Annotated in this window: 17 protein-coding genes, 1 tRNA gene and 1 pseudogene; 4 read left to right on the forward strand and 15 right to left on the reverse strand. The window is 72.5% G+C overall.

Annotation, left to right across the window (positions count from 1 at the left end):
* Positions 1-3: 3 nt before the first annotated feature.
* From IF22_RS0108710 to IF22_RS0108720, 3 genes are read right to left on the reverse strand one after another with little or no spacing between them, the layout of a single operon-like run.
* The gene (locus tag IF22_RS0108710) at positions 4-1,422 is read right to left on the reverse strand and encodes a ferredoxin reductase family protein (RefSeq protein ID WP_030330221.1); all 1,419 of its coding nucleotides are present in this window, start codon (positions 1,420-1,422) and stop codon (positions 4-6) included.
* Positions 1,419-2,801, reverse strand: a complete 1,383-nt coding sequence (locus tag IF22_RS0108715) for a DUF1501 domain-containing protein (protein WP_030330222.1) — start codon at positions 2,799-2,801, stop codon at positions 1,419-1,421. Before IF22_RS0108715 ends, IF22_RS0108710 begins: the two co-directional genes overlap by 4 nt.
* Positions 2,802-2,809: 8 nt before the next feature.
* Positions 2,810-4,885 carry a DUF1800 domain-containing protein gene (locus IF22_RS0108720; RefSeq protein ID WP_030330223.1) on the reverse strand — a complete coding sequence of 692 codons (2,076 nt, stop codon included), beginning with the start codon at positions 4,883-4,885 and terminating at the stop codon, positions 2,810-2,812.
* 430 nt (positions 4,886-5,315) lie between these two features.
* Between IF22_RS0108720 and IF22_RS0108725 the strand changes: the two genes are divergently transcribed.
* On the forward strand, positions 5,316-5,573 hold the full coding sequence (locus tag IF22_RS0108725) for a DUF3040 domain-containing protein (protein ID WP_030330224.1): 258 nt from the start codon (positions 5,316-5,318) through the stop codon (positions 5,571-5,573).
* A 25-nt stretch (positions 5,574-5,598) separates the two neighbouring features.
* Here the strand turns inward: IF22_RS0108725 and IF22_RS0108730 are convergent, their stop codons facing one another.
* Positions 5,599-6,543, reverse strand: a complete 945-nt coding sequence (locus IF22_RS0108730) for an SWIM zinc finger family protein (protein ID WP_030330225.1) — start codon at positions 6,541-6,543, stop codon at positions 5,599-5,601.
* A gap of 34 nt (positions 6,544-6,577) precedes the next feature.
* Complete coding sequence (locus IF22_RS0108735; RefSeq protein ID WP_030330226.1) at positions 6,578-9,925, reverse strand: SNF2-related protein; 3,348 nt, start codon at positions 9,923-9,925, stop codon at positions 6,578-6,580.
* 184 nt (positions 9,926-10,109) lie between these two features.
* On the opposite strand from IF22_RS0108735, the gene IF22_RS0108740 reads away from it, so the two are divergent.
* On the forward strand, positions 10,110-10,982 hold the full coding sequence (locus IF22_RS0108740) for a carbohydrate kinase family protein (RefSeq protein ID WP_030330227.1): 873 nt from the start codon (positions 10,110-10,112) through the stop codon (positions 10,980-10,982).
* Positions 10,983-11,021: 39 nt separating this feature from the next.
* Here IF22_RS0108740 and IF22_RS0108745 read toward each other — a convergent pair whose 3' ends face one another.
* A complete protein-coding gene (locus IF22_RS0108745) occupies positions 11,022-11,540 on the reverse strand; it encodes a DinB family protein (protein WP_030330228.1) in 519 nt (172 codons plus the stop codon).
* Positions 11,541-11,622: 82 nt separating this feature from the next.
* On the opposite strand from IF22_RS0108745, the gene IF22_RS0108750 reads away from it, so the two are divergent.
* Entirely contained in the window at positions 11,623-11,829 is a 207-nt protein-coding gene (locus IF22_RS0108750) for a hypothetical protein (protein WP_030330229.1), read from the forward strand.
* 8 nt (positions 11,830-11,837) lie between these two features.
* Here IF22_RS0108750 and IF22_RS0108755 read toward each other — a convergent pair whose 3' ends face one another.
* The 3 genes from IF22_RS0108755 to IF22_RS0108765 all read right to left on the reverse strand — a co-directional run bounded on the left by IF22_RS0108755 (position 11,838) and on the right by IF22_RS0108765 (position 14,270).
* Positions 11,838-12,980 carry a polysaccharide pyruvyl transferase family protein gene (locus IF22_RS0108755; protein ID WP_030330230.1) on the reverse strand — a complete coding sequence of 381 codons (1,143 nt, stop codon included), beginning with the start codon at positions 12,978-12,980 and terminating at the stop codon, positions 11,838-11,840.
* 97 nt (positions 12,981-13,077) lie between these two features.
* A complete protein-coding gene (locus tag IF22_RS0108760; protein ID WP_051708259.1) occupies positions 13,078-13,557 on the reverse strand; it encodes a GNAT family N-acetyltransferase in 480 nt (159 codons plus the stop codon).
* Positions 13,558-13,643: 86 nt separating this feature from the next.
* Complete coding sequence (locus IF22_RS0108765; protein WP_030330232.1) at positions 13,644-14,270, reverse strand: HAD-IA family hydrolase; 627 nt, start codon at positions 14,268-14,270, stop codon at positions 13,644-13,646.
* A gap of 237 nt (positions 14,271-14,507) precedes the next feature.
* On the opposite strand from IF22_RS0108765, the gene IF22_RS0108770 reads away from it, so the two are divergent.
* Complete coding sequence (locus IF22_RS0108770) at positions 14,508-15,251, forward strand: 3-oxoacyl-ACP reductase family protein (protein WP_030330233.1); 744 nt, start codon at positions 14,508-14,510, stop codon at positions 15,249-15,251.
* Positions 15,252-15,316: 65 nt separating this feature from the next.
* Here the strand turns inward: IF22_RS0108770 and IF22_RS0108775 are convergent, their stop codons facing one another.
* The 6 genes and pseudogenes from IF22_RS0108775 to IF22_RS0108800 all read right to left on the reverse strand — a co-directional run.
* The gene (locus IF22_RS0108775; protein ID WP_030330235.1) at positions 15,317-15,865 is read right to left on the reverse strand and encodes a hypothetical protein; all 549 of its coding nucleotides are present in this window, start codon (positions 15,863-15,865) and stop codon (positions 15,317-15,319) included.
* Positions 15,866-16,074: 209 nt separating this feature from the next.
* On the reverse strand, positions 16,075-16,497 hold the full coding sequence (locus IF22_RS35840; RefSeq protein WP_245233576.1) for a hypothetical protein: 423 nt from the start codon (positions 16,495-16,497) through the stop codon (positions 16,075-16,077).
* Positions 16,498-16,736: 239 nt separating this feature from the next.
* Positions 16,737-16,808 (reverse strand) — tRNA-Val (locus tag IF22_RS0108785).
* A 74-nt stretch (positions 16,809-16,882) separates the two neighbouring features.
* A complete protein-coding gene (locus IF22_RS0108790) occupies positions 16,883-17,347 on the reverse strand; it encodes a peroxiredoxin (RefSeq protein WP_030330239.1) in 465 nt (154 codons plus the stop codon).
* Between the two features lie 88 nt (positions 17,348-17,435).
* Positions 17,436-17,873, reverse strand: coding sequence for a DUF3052 domain-containing protein (locus IF22_RS0108795; protein ID WP_030330240.1), 438 nt, complete (start codon positions 17,871-17,873; stop codon positions 17,436-17,438).
* A gap of 112 nt (positions 17,874-17,985) precedes the next feature.
* Positions 17,986-19,962, reverse strand: a pseudogene (locus IF22_RS0108800) (thiamine pyrophosphate-dependent enzyme); the annotation flags it as partial.
* Positions 19,963-20,071: the final 109 nt, after the last annotated feature.

The following is a 20,071-nucleotide window of genomic DNA, read 5'->3' on the forward strand; positions in this document are numbered from 1 at the left end:
TTCCTACAGCTCGAACGTGGCCAGGTGGATCTGCCGCCGGGGCACGCCGGCCCGGCGCAGCGCCCGCACCGACTGTTCCACCAACCCGGGCGGCCCGCACAGGTAGACGTCGCGCCGGGCCACGTCGGGCACCAGTTGGCGCAGCCCGTCCGGGCTCATCAGCTGGCGGGGTCCGGGGTCGTCGCGGGAACCGATGACGTACCAGAGCGAGGTGTCGCGCTCCTGGGCCAGCCAGTCCAACTCGCGGCTGAGCAGCACGTCGGCCGGTGTGCGGGCCCGGTAGATCAGCGCGGCGCCCGGCGGCAACTCCTCCAGCATCGCCCGGATCGGGGTGATGCCGCTCCCGCCGGCGATCAGCAGCGCCCGCTCGCGCAGCCGGTGCGCGGCGGTGAAGGTGCCCGAGGGGCCCTCGGCCCAGACCCGGGTGCCCGGGTCCAGGTCGCGCAGGTCGGCGGTGTGGGTGCCGACCACCTTGACGGTGATCCGCAGCCAGCGGCCGTTGGCGGCGGCGGAGACGGAGAACGGGTGCGACTGCCACCAACAGCCCCGGGTGAGGAACCGCCAACGGAAGTGTTGGCCGCCGAGCATCGCCAGCCGGCCGAGCCGCTCCCCGGTGAGGTAGATGGAGATGGTGTCGGTGCTCTCGGCGACCACGTCGGCGACCCGCAGCTTGTAGCGCAGGTTGAACGCCAGCGGCGCGATCACCCGGCCCCAGAGCACTGCGGCGACCACCAGGACGTAGAGCGCGATCCAGCCGGTGCGCACCGGGCCGGGCTTGTACAGCTGCGCGCCGTGGGTGAACTGGTGGCCGAAGCCGAGCAGCAGGATCAGGTAGCTGGACAGGTGCAGCAGGTGCCACAGCTCGTAGGGCAACGCCCGCCGGATGGCCCGGATGCTGGTGAACCCGACAAGCACCATGATGCCGGTGGCGACGAACGCGGAGACCATGTCCTCGTAGTCGCCGAGCAACGTGCCGACCTCGGCGAGGATCGACTGGTTACGCAGGTCGGCGTAGCCGACGAGGATCAGCGACATGTGGGCCAGCACGGTGACCAGCAGGGTGGCCCCGATGTCCCGGTGCCAGCGGGCGGTGTGCTCGCCGCCGATCCACCGTTCCAGCACCGGCAGGCGACTCATCATCAGCACCTGCACCAGCAGCAGGTAGCCGGCGACCAGGCCGGTGATCCGGCCGGCGGCGGTGACGGTGGCGGCGGGGGTGCGCAGCGATCCGGCGGGGGTGCCCAACCACCACGGGAGCACGCTGGCGAGCAGGCCGACCAGGAGCAGCACGCCCAGCAGCCGTCGGCCGCCGGGTCCGCGCCGGGCCGGGCTCTGTGGGGGTACGGGTGCGGCCGACCGGCCGCCGTGCCGGGACGAGGTCCCGGTACGACGGCCGGCGGCGTGGGTGTGCGAATACGTCACGCGTACAGCTTCATCGGGGCGTACTTCTGGCGGGGGAAGATCTTGTCGACCTCCGCGTTGGTGAGCCCGAACCGGCCCTGGGCCACCGCGCCGTAGACGTTGAACATGTTGTTGTACTCCGGCACGTCACCGGAGTCCAGCTTGTCCAGACCGTTCCAGGTGCCCAGCAGCGAACCGGCCAGCTTCTTGCCGGACAGCAGGGTGACCACGCCGCCGTGCCCGTGGTCGGTGCCGCCGGTGTTGGAGCCGACCCGCCTGCCGAACTCGCTGGACACCATGATCGTCACGTCGGCGGCCTTCGGGCCGAGGTCGGTGAAGAACGCGGCCATCGCGCTGGCCAGTTCGTTCAACCGGCGGTGCAGCTGGCCACCCTCGCGGGTGCCCTGGTTCTCGTGGGTGTCGTAGCCACCCATGCCGACGGTGGCGACCCGCACGTTGGCGCCGCCCTTGATCAGCTGGGCGAGCTGCTGGAACGCCCGGCCGACGCCCTCGTACGTGACGCCCGCGGCGGGCTGGTACGGCTTGGCGGCGAGCTTCTGGGCGGTGGCCAGCGCGCCCATGCCCTCCTGCACGGCCTCCTCGACCGGGTGGTTGATCCCGGTGAAGAGCCCCTTGATGGCCTTCTCGGTGGCCGCCCGGAACTTTTCGTCACCGTTGAGCCGCAGCGAGCCGACGCTGTTCAGCGAGAGCGCGCCGTTGTTGCCGACGAGCGAGCGGGGCAGCGTGCTGCCGATGCCGACGCTGCGGAACGCCGTGCCCTTGCCGAGGTTGTCGACGAGCCCGTCGAGCCAACCCCGGCCACCGGTCTCGTTGGGCAGTCCGCCCAGGTTGCAGGCGTCCGCGGCCTGGAAGTGGCTGCGGGACAGCCGCTCGTCCGAGACCGCCGGGATGAAGCCCAGCTGACCGGCGGTGAGCCACTTCTCCAGCGGCTTGAATGCGCTGGTCAGCTTGAAGCCGCGGCCCAGGGCCAACGAGTCGTTCCCGAGCAGCAGGTCCGGGCGGGCCTTGGCGAGCACCGGGTCGTTGTCCGGAGCGACGAGGCTCAGCCCGTCCAGCCCGCCGTAGAGGAAGACGTGGATCAGGGTGCCGGTCTTGGTCGCCGCGAACGACGCCGAGGTGGTGACGAACTGGGCGGTGGCCAGCGCGGTGGCGGTGGCCGCGGCACCGGCGACGAAGGTCCGCCGGGTCACGCCCCGCCCGTCCTGCTGGGCCTCCTCCAGGTTTTCCAGGGTGCGGTACCTGTCGAACTCGGCGGCGTTCTCGGCGGCGACGATGTCGGCCTCGGCGCGCAGCAACGCCTCGGCCGGGTTGTCGGCCAGCCGTCGCACGTCCGGGCATTCGGGGTGCAGGGGGAAAGAGTTGTACACAGTCTTCTCCATCGGGTGCCTCACCGGAGGTGGTGCTGGGGGGAAGCGAGGATCGCCCGCGCGACGGCGGTGATGGCCCCGTTGAACGTGGCGTCGACCTTGGCGGTCGCCGCCACACCGGCCACGCCGAGGATGAGGTTCTTCTCCCGCGTGCTGAACTTCTGGCCCACCAGCCGCAGGGAGAGCGCGTCCACGTACGCCCCGGCCGTCGCCGGCGGCTTGGCGACCAGCTTCTCCGGCGCGGTGTACGTGAACGTGGTGCGGTAGCCGGCGAGGATCTCGCCCGCCTCGTTCCAGCCGTTGACCATGGTGCCGGCCGAGGTCCAGGCGACGTAGACGTCCGGGTAGCCGTCCGGAGTGGGCTGGCCCATCGGGTAGTGGCCCAACTCGCGCAGCTTGTCGTTGATCTGGCGCAGCCCCCGGGCGTACGCGGTGCGCTTGCTGTCGCCGTTGTTGTGCTTCGGCGACGCCTCGGGCGAGACGCCCAGGGTGCGGTACGTGGCCACCAGGTACTCCATCGGCCGGCGCACCTTCTGGCCCACACCGGCCCAGAACTCCGAGGAGCAGAAGAGCGTCATCAGGACCGGCTTGATCATGCCCTTGTTGGTGGTGTACGTCTTGGCCAGCCGGTCCACCAGGGACTTGGGCGGGGTGTCCGAGACGAACCGGGTGGCCAGGCTCTGCGCCACGTACTTCGCCGTCGACGGGTGCGTCGCGATGTAGGTGATGTACGCGTCGATGGCCGCTTCGGCCTTCTTCGGGTCGGCCGAGTTGTTCGCGTGGGTGAACCCGAGGATCTTCACCTTGCCGACGTAGTGCTGCTCGGGGCGGAAGACGTACTTGCCGTCCTGGACCCCACGGCCGGTCTGGAGCATGGCGGCCTGCCGGACGTCCGGCTCCTTGTAGCCGCCGTCGACGCCGACCGAGTAGAGCTCGAGGTTCTCCCGGGCGAGGTTCTCGTTGATGGCGTCCTTGCGGGAGTCCTTCTGGTTCAGGTAGATCAGCAGCGCGGGGTGCTTGTTCGCGGCGACCAGCATCTCCGGGTAGCTGCCCAGGGCGTGCTTGCGGATGACGTCCTGGTCGAACGAGGAGCGGTACACCTCGCCGCCGTCGAAGTCCGCGGCGACGTGCAGGAAGTCGTTCCAGAAGTCGACCATCACCTCGAACAGTTGGCGCTTGGACCAGATCTGCCGGGCGATGGTGGCGTCGACCATCTCCTGCTCCGGCTGGGCACCCTGCTCGTTGAGCTTGTCCCGCTGGTCACGCAGCTGCTGCGTGGAGAGCTTCTGGGTCGGCAGCTCGGCGAGCTTCAGCTCACCCTTGCTCGGCTCCAACTTGTCCGGGTCCAGCTGGGCCCGGATCCAGGCGTCCATGCCCTCGCGCTTGATGTCGGCGAGCAGCGCGGGCGTCACGCCGAAGGTGGCGCGCCGGGCCAGGTGCAGGATCGGGTCCTTGGCCAGGACCGTCTTCACCGTCACCTTCGTCGCCGCCGCGGCGGCGGCCGGGCCGGAGTAGGTGCGCCCACCGGCCGGCGCGTTCTTCTTCAGCGCCTCACCGGCGCGCGAGCCCATGTAGCTCTCGTTCTGCTCGGTGTAGGTACGCACCGTGCTGGGCTGCTGGCCGCTGGGCCGTGCCGCGGTGCCGTCGGTGACCGTGCTGCCGGTCGCGTCGCCGGCCACCGCCTCGTCGCCGAAGAGGCCCCGCAACTGCGGGGTCATGGCGAGCGCCGCGCCACCGGCGACGACGGCGGCGGTGCCGCCGAGGGCCACCATCGCCTTGCGTCGGCCGACCTTGCGACCCGGATCGTCGTCGTCGTCGAGGGTGGGCAGTCCGGTGCCGGCCGGGCGGGCCGGAGCCGGGCGGCCGAGGCCCTCCGGCCCGATCCACTGCGGACCGCGCGGGGCGGGGGCCGGTTGCCCGGCGTACTGCTCACGCGGGTCGACCGGCGCGGCGTAGCCGCCCTGCTGGTGGGGCGAATCGTAGCCGTAGGGCGCGTGCGGGTGGGGGTCGCCGTAGCCGTCAGCGTTGTGGTGCTGGCGTCCGTCCCAACCGCGGTCGTCCCGCGGTCGACGTGGTGGCACATTCTGGTCGGCCATGTACCAATCCCGATTTCTGATGAGCGCCGGAAGCTGCTACCGGGCAGGTGCGGCAGTGCGGCGACTGTTGCCTGAGGGAGTTGCTACGGCAAAGTAACCAAGGCCCCAGGGCCCTTCAAGGTGGCCGGAACACACCCGTGAGGGCACTTAAGACAGCGTTCAGTGCTGCCTTCGCGGCGGGCGGTGGGCGGTGGCCGACCGCAGACTCTCCCAGCAGGGCGTACGCGCGTCAGCCGAGTACGGATCGGACCACTTGCCCGTAGCCGACACTTTCGGCGCCGTTCACCACCAAAGGCAAACTTAAGGTCCGGGTAAGCCGGACATGAGGGGCGCTCGCGTGGAGGAAAAGTAGCAGCAACGGGCGAGCGTGAGCCGCCACCGCAGCGGGTATGCCGCCGAACCGCTGAACGCGTGAGGGGAAGGCAGCGCCATGCTCAGCAAAGAGGATCAGCGCAGATTCGACCAGATCACCCGTCAGCTCCGGGAAAGTGACCCGGCCTTCTTCAAGAAGCTGGACCACCGGGTTCGGGCCCGCAGGGGCCGCTACCTGATGTTGTTGACCATCGTGCTGTGGGCGTCACTGCCGGCGATAGCCGTATTCGCCGGTCGGCTCACCGGCGCGATCTGCGCGGTGGTGCTGGTGGCCAACGCCGCGATCATGTGGCGGTTCCGCCGCCGCTGGACATGACTGCTCCACCGCTCGACGGGACGGCTCACCGGTCGGCCGGGCCGAACGCCCGGTACGCGCGACGCAACCGTTCGAGCGTTCCCGGCCCACCGATGGTCGCGGCCGGCGCTCCGAGCTGGCGCAGCAGCAGGTCGGTGCCGGTCACCAGTCGGGGCGGCCGGTCCGGCAGCGGCACCGGCGCCGACCAGAACCGGTCCGCCGCCTCGGCCAACGGCGTCGCCGACAGCCCGGCGAGCGCACGGGCGGCACCGACCGGCGTCAGGACGTCCACCGCCGACCCGGCACCGTCCGGTTCGGACGGTTCGTCGACCGGCGGGGGCGGTGGGGTGACACCGGTGGCCGCCGCCCGGCGGGCGCGGAGTTCGTCGAGCAACTCCGCGCGGGACCGACCGCGCCAGTGCAACAGCTCGAACGGGTCCGCGTCGAACGCCTCGGCCAGCAGGTAGAACGTCGCCGCGAGGTGCTTGCAGGGCACCGCGAAGTCGGGGCAGTTGCAGCGCTGGGTCAGCTCGTCGACGGCCGCCGGGAACAGCGGCGCGCCGGCGGCGGCGAACAGCTCCTCCAACTCGTCGGGGAGGTCCCCGGCGAGCAGCCGGGCGCTGAAGAACGCCTGCCCGGCCAGCTCGTCCTCGATTCGGGACCAGAGCGCGGCCGGGAACGGCCGCACCCCGATCGACACCTGGTACGGCTGCGGCCGGGAGCCCTGCACCACCGCGCTGACCCGCCCGGGTGTGATGTCGAGTGTGAGCACCTGACCGGCCCGCGCGTACGACCGGCCCCGGGTCAACCGGGTGCCGAGCGCGAACGACTCCAGCACCTCCAGGAAACGCCGCGACCACCAGGACCGGCCGATGGCGCCCCGGGCGCTGCGGGCCCGCAGACCCCCGTCGACCCGGCGGGGACGCCCGTAGTCGGCGAAGTCGCTCACGTCGGCACTCCGCTGCGCTCCGTGCCGACGCGAGGCACAAATTGGCTGTGCCTGACGGTTCGCTCGCTCCGCTCGCTCACTCCACCACCGCCCCGGCCTCCAGGGCGAACAGGTCCCGCAACTGGCCGGTGGACAGCTCGGTGATCCACTGCTCGCCGGTGCCGACGACCCGCTCGGCGAGGCTGCGCTTGTCGGCGATCAGCGCGGCCACCTTCTCCTCGACAGTGCCGGCGCAGACGAACTTGCGGACCTGCACCCGTCGGCGCTGCCCGATGCGGAACGCCCGGTCGGTGGCCTGGTCCTCGACCGCCGGGTTCCACCACCTGTCCACATGCACCACGTGGTTCGCGGCGGTCAGCGTCAGCCCGGTGCCGCCGGCCTTGAGGGACAGGACGAACAGCGGCGGACCCTCCGCCGACTGGAAGCGCTGCACCAGGGTGTCCCGCTCGGCCTTGCCGACGCCACCGTGCAGGAACAGCACCTCCCGGCCGAAGCGCGCCGACAGGTGACCGCGCAACATCGCGCCGAACTCGGCGTACTGGGTGAACAGCAGCGCCCGCTCCCCCGCCGCCAGCACCTCCTCCAGGATCTCGGTGAGCCGGGCCAGCTTGCCGGAACGGCCCTCCAACGGCGAGCCGTCGCGCAGCAGTTGGGCGGGGTGGTTGCAGACCTGCTTGAGCCGGGTCATGGTGGCCAGCACCAGACCGCGTCGCTCGATGCCGTCGCTGGTCTCGATCCGGGCGAGCATGTCGTCGACCACCACCCGGTACAGCGCGGCCTGCTCGGCGGTGAGGTTGCAGAGCACCTCCATCTCCAGCTTCTCCGGCAGGTCGGAGATGATCGACGAGTCGGTCTTGAGCCGGCGCAGCACGAACGGCCCGGTGATCCGACGCAGGCGCTCGGCGGCCTCGGCGTCGCCGTGCCGCTCGATCGGCTCGGCGAACCGCTTGCGGAACGTCGCGGCCGGCCCGAGCAGGCCCGGGTTGGCGAACTGCATGATCGACCAGAGGTCGGCGAGGCGGTTCTCCACCGGCGTACCGGTGACCGCCACCCGCTGCCGGGCGGGCAGCGCCCGGACCGCCTCGGCCTGCCGCGTCGACGCGTTCTTGATCGCCTGCGCCTCGTCCACCACCACCCGGTGCCAGTCGATGCCGGCCAGGTCGGCGGCGTCGCGGGCGGCCACCGAGTAGGTGGTGAGGACCAGGTCCGCGCCGTGCGCGGCCGCGGTGAACTCCGCCCCCCGCGCCCGCTCGGCACCATGGTGTACGTGCACCCGCAGCCCCGGGGTGAACCGCGCGGCCTCCCGCTGCCAGTTGCCGACCAGCGACATCGGACAGACCAGCAGCGTCGGCCCGGCCTCCGGTGGGTCCCCGGCGAGCAGCGCGAGCAGTTGCACAGTCTTGCCCAGCCCCATGTCGTCGGCGAGCACACCGCCCAGGCCGAGGGAGCGCAGGAAGGCCAGCCAGGCCAGTCCACGCTGCTGGTACGGCCGCAGCGTCCCCTCAAAGCCCGGGGGCGGGTCCAGCGGGGTGAGCCGCCGCTCGACCGCGCCGGCGAGCAGGTCGCCCAGCGCCCCGTCGGCGGTCACCTCCAGCACCGGCAGCGCGCCGGTGGCCTCGCCGTCGGCCAGCCCGAGGCGGAGCAGGTCGGCGACGGTCAGCTCGCCGGCGGAGCGGAGCAGGCGCAGACCGGCGGCGAGCCGCCCCGGGTCCAACTCCACCCACCGGCCGCGCAGCCGGACCAGCGGGGTCTTCATCTCGGCCAGCACCGCCAACTCCTCGGCGGAGAGCGGCTGGTCGCCGAGGGCGATCTCCCAGCGGTAGTCGACCAGGGCGTCCAGACCGACGCCGGCGTCGACGCCACCGACCGTGCCCGGCGCGGTACGGCTGCGGGCCCGCAACCGGGCACCCAGGCGCGCCGACGGACGCTGCCACCAGGACGGCAGCAGCACCCCGAAGCCGGCCGCGTGCAGCACCGGGGCGCCCGCGCTGAGGAACCGGTGGGCTCCCTCGACGTCGAGTTCCATCGCCTCCGGGGCGGCGGTCCGCAACGCGGCGTCCAGGTCCGGCCAGAGCCGGCTGGCCCGGCCCAACTCGGCGAGCAGGGTCTCCTGCGGGCTGGCCGTCCGGCCCGCCAGGCCACCGGGTGTCTGCGGCCCGCGCCAGACCTCCCCGGCGTCGACGTGCAGGCCAGGCTCGTCTGCGGCCTGCAACCCGAACTCCAGCCGCCACCGGCCGCCACCGGCCGACCCGACCGGCACCGGCGCGGAGTCGACCGCCGCCCGCGCGGAGTCGGCCAGTGCCGGCGCGGTGGCCAGGAACGGTTCGGTGACCTCGTCGGGGGCCGGCTCGACCAGTCGGAAGCTGGCCCGCACCGGGCCCCCGGCGGCGTCGCGCTGCCAGGCGTCCAGTTCCGCGCCGAGCGTGGCCAGCCCGGCCGGGTCGATGGTGAAGTCCCGCTGCGGGCCGGCGAGCGCGGCCAACCAGGCCGGCGCCGGACCACCCGGGCGCAGCCCCCGGGCCAGCGTGGTGGTCGCCAGCGCGGCCCGCGCGGCGGCGTCGGTCAACGCGTCGAGCGCGTCCGCGACCAGCGCGGCGGCGGTCAGCTCACGGTCACCAGAACCGGCGGTCGCTGCGGCGGCACTCTCGTCGGACCGCTGAGCAGCAGCGGCGGGGGTAGGCGTTGGCGAGCCGGTGGCAGTGGCCGGCAGGACGGTGGCGCGGGCGGCGGGTGGCAGGGCCAGCGCCAGCGATCGCGCCCAGGCGGCATCGGTGCCGGTCAGCAGCGGACGCCAGACCGCCTGCGCGGGCACCCGCGCGGCAGCCCCGGAAGACGCCACCGTTCCGCGAGCGCCGGAGGGCTGGTCACCCACCGTCGCACCGGGCGGCTGGTTGTCCGTCGTCGCACCAGCGCCGGGCAGTTGGTCGCTCGTCGTCATGCGTACACCGGGCAGGACCCGGCCACGGGTCACCAGGTCGGCGGCGAAGTCGGCCAGCTCGGCGAGGTGCCGCAGGGTGGCCCCGGCCACCGCCGGGATGTCGTCCAGGGTGTGCAGCAGCGACAGGGCGTCGTCCGGGGCGTACACCAGAATGGGCACCCGCCAATTGGCCAGGGTGAGCCGGCCGCGGGCCGCAGGTGCGACGGTGGTGCGGATCAGCTCGGGTGAGTCGGTCGGCGCGCCCGCCCGGGTGGGCAGGGTGAGCAGCGCGGTGTCCGGTCGGGTCGGCTCGGCGGCCTCGGCGAGGACGGCGGCCAGGTCGGTGTGCCCGGCGGCGAAGGGGTGCGGGCGGTCCCGGGCCGGGCGGCCCGCACGTGCAGCGGGAATCGGCGCCGCGCTGTCCTCGGCCCAGACGGCGAGGCCACCTGTCGAGCTGGCGCCGGTCGAGCTGGCGTCGGGCAACCACAGCCCGTGGATGACCAGCACCCGTTCCCCCTCGTCGTCGCCCGCGACCAGGATAGGTGGCCCAACCTGGCCGGACCGACACCCCCACCTGCGTGATCTTGCAGTTGGTGTTGGTGTTCTGCGAAGAAGGCGTCATTCTGTCGCGCAGAAAGTGCACGATCGCGTGGCCTGGAGGCTCGCGCGGCAGCAGGCTAGCGTCGGCGGCGTGGTCGATCTGCTGGTTCTTGGTGGGCTCGGGGTGGATGTGCGGGTCCGGGTGCCCGCGCTGCCGTTGCCGGCCGCCGACTCCCACACCGTCGAGCCGATCGAGTTGCGGATCGGCAACACCGGTGCCGGGGTGGCGCTGGCCGCCCGGGCGCTCGGCCTGCGGGTGCTGGTGGTGGACACCCTCGGCGCGGACCCGGCCGGTGAGCTGGTCCGGGCGGCGCTGACCAGGGCCGGGATTCCGGCGGTGCTGGCCGAGAACCCGGACGGCACCCGCCGTTCGGTGAACCTCGTGGACCCGGGTGGGCGACGCACGTCGCTGTACGACCCGCGCCCGTGGCGGGGCGGCCCGCCGTTCTCCGCCGCGGAGTTGGCCGCGCTGGTTCGTGACGCCCGGCACGTCCATCTCTCGATCATGGATTGGGCGGTGCCGCTGCTGCCCGCCGTGCGGGCTGCCACTGCGGCAGGCGTGGCGCTCTCCACCGACCTGCACGACTGGGACGGCGAGAACACCTACCATCGGCCGTTCGCCGACGTGGCCGACCTCGTTCTGGTGAGCGGGGTGCGGCTGGGCGACCGGGCCGCGTCGCTCGCCGGCACGCTGGCCCCCCGGACAGTGCTGGTGACCAGGGGCGCGGACGGCGCCGAGTTGTTCCCGGGCGACGGCACGGTGACGCCGGTGCCACCCGCCACCGCACCCGCGCCGGTGGTTGACACCAACGGGGCGGGCGACGCCTTCGCGGCCGGGCTGATCGCCGCCCGGTTGCGTGGCGAGCCGCTGGCGGACGCGGCCCGGTACGCGGCGCGGGTCGCCGCCGCGGCCTGCGCCCATGACGGGATGGAGTACCCGCCGGGCCTGCTGCCCAGCGGTTGACGGCACGCCGCCGCGCCGACGGCGTACGGCGGGCAGGGCTCAGAACGCGCCGCACTCGCCGTCGGTCAGCTCGCGCAGGATGTCGGCGTGGCCCGCGTGCCGGGCCGTCTCCTCGATCAGGTGCACCAGAATCCACCGCACCGACACCTCACCGAGCTGCGGATGCGGCACCACGTGGTCGAGGTCGACGCTCGCGACGACCGCCCGGGACCGCTCACAGGCCCGCTCGTACGCCTCGACGAGCCCGGCGACGGTCTCCTGGTCGTCGAGCATGAAGCTGGCGACCGCGTCCTCCTCGGAGGTCAGGTAGACGTCGCCGGGCTCGGGGGCCAACAGGGTCGGGAACCAGTTGCGCTCGACGAGGGTGAGGTGCTTGACCAGCCCGACGAGCGTGGTCGCCGAGGGCACCAGCCGGCGGCGGGCGTCGGCGTCGGAGAGACCGCGCAGTTTGCGCAGCAGCACGGCCCGGTGGAAGTCGAGGAACGAGGTCAGCACGGCGCGCTCGTCGCCGGTGCGGGCGAGCACCGGACCGAGCGTGGGATCGATCGTCTGCTCCATTCGCCGACCCTAGCCACGGGCCGGTCACCCCGCTGCCCCGCTATCCGCTGCGAGCGGGCGCTGCGCCGGGCAGGATGGGCGCATGGCTTCCTCCGTGCAGATCCCTCTCGTCGGCGGCACGGCGGACGGGCAGACCATCACCGTCGAGCTCGACAGCAACGGTCGCCCGCCGCTGACCCACCATCACCTCGGCTCCGGTGGGCTGGCCGACGCGCAGATCTACGAGTTGGAGAACTTCCGCGAGGACGCCCGCGAGTGGCGCTACCGGTGGACCGGCCCGGCGGTGTGACCGCCGGCTCAGACCCGGGTGAGGGTCTGGCTGCGCAAACTTTCCAACACGCCACGGGTGACCTCCGAGGTGCCCCGCGCCTGATCGCATACCTCCGCCACCCGCCGCGCGGTGGCGTCGGCGCGTTGCTCCCGCTCGTCCCACAGTCGGTCGACCTCGGCCAGCAGCGGCCCCTCGACCTCCCGCTCCACACCGCGTAGCGCCGGCACACCGAGCCGCTGGGCCAGGTCGAAGACCTTTCCGGCGTACGGCAGGGGCAGGAACGGCGTACCGACCATCGCCGCGAAGATCAGGAAGTGCAGGCGCATGCCGACGGCCAGGTCGAAGTGGCGCATCAGCCCCAGCACCTGCTGCGGGGAGTAGGTGCCGTGCAGGATCCGACCCCGCTCGGCGGCGACCATGTGCGACAGCACCCCGTGGGCGTGCCGGATGTCGTCCCGCTCCATGGGCACGAACAGCACGTACGCGTCGATCCGGTGCACCAGGAAATCACCGATCTGGGCCAGCAGCCGGTGGTAACCGTCCACGTCGAGGCGTTCGGCGGCCCGGCCCGGCTCCCGCACGCTTATCCCGACCAACCGCTTGCCGACCGGCACCCCCTCCTCGGCCAGCAGGTGGGCCGGGAACTCCTCCGGTTGCAGGAGGAACGCCGGGTCCGCGGTGACGGTGATCGGGTTGAGCAGGCCAGCCTCCTCCAGCACCATCCGGGACTCCTGGTCCCGGACGGTCACCTGGGTCGCGCTGGAGAGCGTTTCCCGGACCATGCCGGTGTCCACCCCGTCGCTGAGCGGCCCAACCCCCACCGCGTACGTGATCAGTGGCAGGCCCCGCTCCTGGGCGACCCGGACCACCCGCAGGTAACGGCGGGCCTCCCGGTCGTAGAGGATGCCGCCACCGCCCAGGATGAGCAGGTCGAGCTGGGCCAGGACCAGGGCCGAGTCGGTACGGCTCACGCCCTCCCACGGCACCGCTTCGACGTCCGGGTGCGCGGCCCGGGTGTGCTCCGGGTTCCGGGAGAAGACGATGATCCGGGCGTTCGGTTCCTGCGTCCGCAGATCGGTGAGCAGGCCGGTGAGGATCGCCTCGTCGCCGAGGTTTCGCCCACCGTACGAGCCGAGCACACCGATGGTCAGTCCGGCGCCGTGCGTCATCCGTCGCTCCTCCCCAGGTGCGGTCCGCGCCGGTTTCCCGCTGGGCAGGTGAACAGTCCTGCCGGGAGGACCGACAGTGCACGGCGTCGGCGGCGGTTCAGCCCGCCGGGGTGACGCGTTTCGCCATCTGCCGCGAGGTGACCTCGAAGCCCAGACTGCGGTAGAGGCCGAGCGCCACGGTGTTCGTACCGAAGACGTTCAGACCCAGCTCCGGCACGCCGAGCTGGGCGAGTTCGGCCTCGATGAGCTGGATCACCCGCCGTGCGTACCCGCGTCCCCGGTGCTCCTCGTGCACCTCGATGTTGTGGATCCACGCCTGGTTCGGTGCGGCGGCCGTCGGCAGGGTCACCCAGATCCAGCCGACCTCGGTGTCACCGACCCGGGCCATCCGCAGCAACACGCCCTCGGTGTCCACGCCGGCCGGCAGCGACTCCCCGATCTGGGTGACCGTCCGCTCACGGGCCGCCTCCGGGGTCATCCCCCGGTGGGCCACCAGGTCCTCGGCGTACCCCTGCTCCAATGCCCCCAGCAGGCGGGCCAGTTCCGGCGCCGTCATCGGCGTCAACGTCAACTCCACCGCGTCTCCCCTTCATCGTCGCCAGCAGGCAGTGCAGCAGAACCGGCCTGGACACGCCAACAGATTCACCGCCGGGGCGGGCGGGGTCAGGATGCCGTCGGCGGGTCCAGTTGGCGGGCCAACTGCGTCAGGTCGTGCAGCCGCAGGTCGCCGTCGAGCCCTTTCAGCGCGGCGGTCATCGCCCCGGCCGCCCGCCCGGCCCGCAGGCCGACCTCGGCGTCCTCGACGACCAGGCACCGCGCCACCGGTACGCCCAGCAGCGCCGCGCTCCGCAGGTAGCCCTCCGGGTCCGGCTTGCCGACGCTGACGTCCTCGACCGTGACGAGCACCGGCGCCTTGATGCCGGCGGCGTCGAGCCGGGCCTCGGCGAGCCGCGCGTCGGCGCTGGTCACCACCGCCCAGGGCAACCCCAGTCGGGCCAGCACGTTCAGCAGTTCGTGCGCACCGGGGGTGGCTGTCACGTCGGACAGGTCGTCGTACTGCAACGCCAACTGTCGCGCGGCAGCGGTGGCGACCGCGTCGTCGTCGAGCGCGGGCAGCAGCCGGCGGATGGTCCGGTCGGCCGGGCTGCCGTGCGCGATGGCCAACGCCGCCGCCGGATCGACGGCGTACTCGCCGGCCCACCGCTCCCAGGCCCGCTCCACGGCGGCGTCGGAGTCGACCAGGGTGCCGTCCATGTCGAACAGCACCGCGCCGATGCCTGCCAGTTCCACGACCACTCTCCCCGCATCGCTCGCCCCACCCTCCCCCACCTGGCAAGATCCGCGCAACTTCGGTGATCCTGCTGTCTCGTCGCCGGGTGAGGCAGCAGGATCCGTGAAGTCGCGCGGATCATGGCGGCCCACCGCGTCCGCAGGCCGTCGAGGATCGCGGGAATCGGACCTGAGGGTCGCAACGAGGGGTCCGATAGCCGCCAGACGACGAGGCCGCGCGGCCAGATGATCGTTTGCATGACGACGACACTCAACGACAGGGTCGCACTGGTGACCGGAGGTTCCCGGGGCATCGGGGCCGGCATCGCCCTGCGTCTGGCCCAGGACGGGGCCGACGTGGCGCTGACCTACCGGCAGGACGCCGAGCGGGCCGCGACAGTGGTGAAGCAGATCGAGGCGCTGGGCCGACGGGCGCTGGCGATCCAGGCGGACGGCGCCGACCCGGCCGCCGTGCAGGGCGCTGTCGACCGGGCAGCCGCCGAACTGGGTCGGCTGGACATCCTGGTGAACAACGCCGCGGTGTTCACGGTCGGCGCCATGGACGAGCTTGGCTCGGCCGAGGTGGAGCAGACCGTCGCGGTCAACATCCGGGCACCGTACGTCGCCGCGCGGGCGGCGCTGCGGCACCTGGGCGAGGGCGGACGGATCATCAGCATCGGCAGCAACGTCGGTGAACGGGTGGTCTTTCCCGGGCTGACGCTCTACGCGATGAGCAAGTCCGCCCTGGTCGGGCTGACCCGGGGCCTGGCCCGGGAACTGGGCTCCCGGAACATCACCGTCAACCTGGTCAACCCGGGGCCGACGGACACCGACGCCAACCCGGCGGACGGGCCGAACGCGGCGGCGATCACCGGATTCACCGCCGTCGGCCGGTACGCCCGCCCCGCCGACATCGCGGCCACCGTCGCGCACCTGGCCAGCCCCGAGGCCGGTTACGTGACCGGTGCGGTGGTCAACGTGGACGGCGGCTTCAACAGCTGAGCACCCGGGGCGGCGTCGGCGCCATCCGACGCCGCCCCGGGCTCAACCAACCCAGTGCCGGCTCGTCAGCCGTCGTGGCCCAGCACCGGGCGTACCGCGTCGACGAACGAGATCCGGTGATTCGTGCGTACCTCGATCGCCGCGAGCCAGCGCTCCCGGTGCCGGTCGCGCAGCGGCGCACCCCGGTCGCCCGGCTCGTCACCGAGCCGGCGCTGGTCGGCGTGCTCCGCGGTGAGGCTGGTCAACACGGCCCGGCCGACCGCCGCGACCTCCGCCGGGCCCTCCAGCAACACCAGGTTGTACGCCTCGTCGACGGCGCGCATCGCCGCGTACGCCTCGTCGAAGCCGGGCACCGGCTCGCCCCCGCCGGGTTCGAGCCACCGCCGGTCCAACTGCCGGTACGCCTGGTCGCAGGCGCCCAGAAACCCGACGTACGCGTCGCGGCGCAACTCGTCCCGACGCGTCGCCCACCGCTCGACGCTCTCCTGCCGGGCGACGGTGAGTTGGTGGGCCAGTTGCCGGCGGGTGCTGAGCGCGCCGACCAGCCCGGTCAGGGTGGCGGCGGCCAAGGTGGACAGTGAGGTGATCAGCGCGACGGCGACGGTGTCCTGCACCCACCCATCATGGCGTGATCACTCCGGACCGTCCGGCCCGGGCGGGCCTTCGCCGACTGGCCGACCGGCTGGCAGGCCACGATCACCCACCAAGCTCTGCCACGCCGCGGGCGAGGAGGTCGACGCCGGCCGGATGTCTCCCGCCGAGGCCGCCGAGGCGCTCCGGACCGTCCTGACCAGGATGCTGCGCCCCACGGCCTGATCCGGCGTCAGAAAGTGGGCTCTTCCTGCGCGGCGTCAAGTCGGTCGGCTCGACGCTGAAGGTCTGTGGCGATGGCGTCCCAGTCGGGACCGAAGGCGTTCAGATCGCCCGCCGCCAGACGCAGCAGTTCGACATCCTCCGGGCGTTGCAGGCAGGCCAGCCGGAACGCGAGGTTTCGCGCCCACACCGGAAGGCCGATCCAGTCCTCCCTCAGCATCACCTCAAGCATCGCCACGATCTCGTCAGCCGACGCGAACGTCACCACCTCGACGTACGCGCTGGCGACTCTCCCGCTGTACTCGCGACCCGCGAGCATCCGGGCCAGCTCAAGCAGCGACATGCACTCCGGCGAGAAGGGCTGCGCGTCAGACGAGTCCTCGGACTGATCCCTGGTGCCCCTACCCAGCAACGCCCGCAGCCGACCCACCATCTTCACGATCCGAAAGATATCCGCTCCCCGTCCGGCACGGACGCCAGCCGGAACGCGCGTCGGGTCATCATGATCAAGTGATGAGAAACAGCTGCCAGGAGTGCTCCTGGCCTACTTTTCATCACTTGATCACTCCGGACCACGCAACGGCGGCGGAGGCGCCACCGTGAGGCCGTGACGGCCCCGCGGGTCGCCTGCGCCAGCACAGGCGAGGCTGACGGATGACGATCAGTGAAGGGTGGGCGCGGCAGGTTTCGAACCTGCGACCCCTCGCTTGTAAGGCGAGTGCTCTCCCACTGAGCTACGCGCCCGGATCGCCCGTGGCGGGCCGGTGGCTGGCAAGCTTACCTGCCCGCCACCGACCCGGGTGCACGGCGTACCCCGGTCAGTTGGTCGCTTCGGCGACGGCCTTGCGCCAACCCTGCTGGTCGCGGGCCTCGCCCGGACCGTTCATCTCGGCGAAGCGGACCACGCCGGTCCTGTCGATGACGAAGGTGCCCCGGTTGGCGAAGCCGGCCACGTCGTTGAAGACCCCGTACGCCTGGGCGACGGCACCGTGCGGCCAGAAGTCGGCCAGCATCGGGAACTGGTAGCCCTCACGGTCGGCCCAGATCTTGTGGCTGTAGACCGAGTCGACGCTGACGGTCAGCACCTGGACGTCGTCGTTCACGTACTCGTCGAGGTTGTCTCGGATCTCGCTCAGCTCGCCCTGGCAGATGCCGGTGAAGGCGAGCGGGTAGAAGACCAGCAGCACGGTGCGCCTGCCCCGGAAGTCCGACAGTCGGACCTCCTGGTTGTTCTGGTCCTTCAGCACGAAGTCCGGTGCCTCGGCACCAACCTCGATGAGCATGCGCACTCTCCTCGGGTCGAGTCGGGTGAACGGCAGCGGCCTGCCACCCGGCGGTGGGCGGACCGTCGGGCGCGCAGAGCGGCGCTGGCTACTTCTTGGCCTTGGCCCCTCGGCGCAGCACCAGACGTGCGCCGCTCCAGTCCCGGCCGGCGTTCACGGTCGAGGTCTGCTGAAGGCCAGCGGTGGGCGCGGACTCCGCGACCTCGCTCGGCTCGACGTGCCCCTCGCGCCCCGCCTTGGGGGTGAGCAGCCACACGACGCCGTTGTCGGCCAGCGGGCCGAGGGCATCGACGAGCAGCTCGAAGAGGTCGCCGTCGCCGTCCCGGTACCACACCAGCACCGCGTCGACCACCTCGTCGGTGTCCTCGTCGACCAGATCTCCACAGCGGTCGGTCAGGGCGTCTCGGAGATCCTGGTCGACGTCGTCGTCGTACCCCATCTCCATGACGACCATCCCCGGTTCGATCCCGAACCGGTCCGCCAGGCTGCGTACCCCGTCGGCGGCCTGACCAGCGGTCGCGCTCACTGTCGCGTGCCTCCTCATCTCGTCCCTGCTCGCGGCGTCGGTGCGACGCCGTCAGGCAAAGTCCACACACTTGTGGGTCTGCGCGCAAGTGGCGCACCGGGTGGAACGGAATTTACCGTGCCAGCAGCGTACGGGCACCGTCGGTAATGGCTTCCGCGGAGACCAGTACGTGACGTGCTGCCGGACCTAATGGTACAAACGAGTCAACTCCCGCCACTCGCCGCGCGGCACCGACATATCCGGCGTCGACGAGCGCGGCGATCACGCCCTCGCCGACCCCGCCGGAGCGGCGTGTCTCGTCCACCACCAGCACCCGGCCGGTCGCCGAGGACTCCCGGATGATGTCGGCCACCGGCAGCGGGGCCAGCCAACGCAGGTCCACCACGCGGGTGCCCACCCCCTCCTCGGCGAGGACGGCCGCGGCCCGCAGCGACATCCGCACCCCGTTACCGAAGGTGATGATGGTGAGGTCGTCGGCCGACCCGACGCGGTAGACCCGGGCCCGCCCGATCGGCACGTGACCGGCCACCCATCCGCCCGGCTCCGGATAGCCGGCCAGCCACTCTCCGTCACCGTCGGCGTACAGGTCGCGGGTGTGGTAGAGCGCTATCGGTTCCAGGAACACGCACACACTGCCGTCCACCGCCGCGCTCGCCAGACAGGTTCGCAGCATGGGCGCGGCGTCGTCCGGCCGCGCCGGCACCGCGATCACCAGACCGGGCACATCCCGGAGTACGGCCACCGAGTTGTCGTTGTGGAAGTGCCCGCCGAACCCCTCCTGGTACGCCAGGCCGGCCACCCGCACCACCATCGGGTTGCGGAACGCCCCCTGGGAGAAGAACCGCATGGTGGCCGCCTCACCGCGCAGCTGGTCCTCGGCGTTGTGCAGGTACGCCAGGTACTGGATCTCCGGCACCGGCAGCATCCCGGCCAACCCGGCACCGAGGCCCAGCCCGAGCACCGACGTCTCGTCGAGCAGGGTGTCGAAGACCCGGGCCGCCCCGAACCGGTCGCGCAGCCCCTTCGTCACCCCGTACACGCCGCCCTTGGCGGCCACGTCCTCACCGAAGACCGCCATCTGCGGGTGGTCGAGCATCCCGTCGGCGAGCGCGGCGTTGATGCTCTGCGCCAACGTCATCGGGCCGGCCAGCTCCGGCGGCTTACCGCCGAACGCCTCCGCCCGGGCGGCCGCGCCCGGCCCGCTGGCCCGCGCCGCGGCGTCGGCCACCGCCCGCGCCACCCGCACCGGACGGCGAGGCGCCAGCGTCGACACCACGTCGGCAGCGCCGGCCAGCTTCGGCTCGCCCAGCACCTCCTCGGCCAGCCGGCGGACCTGCCAGCCGGTCTCGTCGTACCGGGAGAGCAGTTCCGCACCGGTCGCCACGCCGGCGGCGACCAGCAGCCGCGCGGTGCCGGCCACCGGGTCCCGGTCCAGGTCCTCGGCCAGCTCGGCCGGGCTCCGGTACGCGGTCTCCGCGTCCGCCCCGGCGTGCCCCATCAGCCGCACGGTGCGCAGGTGCAGCACGGCCGGGCGGCGGTTGCGGCGCACCCACGCCGCGGCTTCCGCCGCCACCGCGTACGTCTGCACCGGGTCGCTTCCGTCCGCGCTGAAGTAGCGGATGCCCGGCTTGGCCCGCAGGGTCGCCTCGACCCAGCCCTCCGGCGAGCGGACGCTGATGCCCAACCCGTTGTCCTCGCAGACGAAGAGCACCGGGATGCGCAGCCCGGCGTGGTCGTACCAGCCGGCGGTGTTGAAGGCGGCGGTGGCGCTGGCGTGGTTGACCGAGGCGTCGCCGAACGAGCAGACCACTATCGCGTCCGGTGGCCAGGGGGCGTGTGTGGCGCCGGCGCCGCTGCCGACCCGCACCCCGGCCCCGGTACGCCGTCCGGCGCTGTCCAGCCGGCGCAACCGCTCCACGGCGAGCCCCATGCCCACGGCGCGGGGCAGGTGCGAGGCGATGGTGGAGGTGGTCGGCACGATGGCCAGGTCGGCGCGGCCGAACACCTTGTGCCGGCCACCGGCGATCGGCTCGAGGCTGGACGCGACCATCCCGCGCAGCACGTCCCGGGCCGCGTCGGCGTACGCCGTGAAGCCACCGGTGACCCGCTCGGACCCGGACGGCTCCGCTTCGGACACCGCCGCGTCGGCGGAGGGCACCCGAGCGGAGGTCGGCTCGGTCTCGGTGGTCGACTCGGTC

Source organism: Micromonospora parva, assembly GCF_000718515.1.
Taxonomy (GTDB): domain Bacteria; phylum Actinomycetota; class Actinomycetes; order Mycobacteriales; family Micromonosporaceae; genus Micromonospora; species Micromonospora parva.